Source organism: Flavobacterium salmonis, from assembly GCF_903819435.1.
GTDB lineage: Bacteria > Bacteroidota > Bacteroidia > Flavobacteriales > Flavobacteriaceae > Flavobacterium > Flavobacterium chungangense.
This window is the reverse complement of record NZ_CAIJDP010000028.1, coordinates 1-364: the sequence shown is the minus strand read 5'-3', so window position 1 is coordinate 364 and position 364 is coordinate 1. Positions and strand designations below refer to the sequence as shown.

1 pseudogene is annotated in these 364 nt (G+C 35.7%); it reads right to left on the bottom strand.

Annotated features, from left to right (window positions below):
* Positions 1-8: 8 nt before the first annotated feature.
* Positions 9-364: pseudogene (tnpA, locus tag FLACHUCJ7_RS00155) on the bottom strand (IS200/IS605 family transposase); the annotation flags it as partial.

Below are 364 nucleotides of genomic sequence, written 5' to 3'. Positions count from 1 at the left end.
TTTCTATTTCATTCAAGAATGAAATTTGAATTATCATCCCCTTCTTTTCTTCTATGATGCTCTAAATATTCATTTACCATTTCATCAGTAATATTTCCTGTACTCCAAACTCCGTAACCACTTGCCCAAAAATGCTGACCCCAGTAACGGGCTTGAAGATCTGGAAATTCCATTTGCAATTTTCTTCAGGTACGTCCTTTTAAACTTTTTAGAATCGAACTAACATTCTGCTTTGGTGCATACTCGATATGCATGTGAACATGAGCTGAACTCACAACTCCTTTTAAAATTTCAATTCCTTCAGCCTCGCATATCTGTATTAAAAGTTCACGGCAACGCTTTTGAATATCTCCCTTCAAAACTT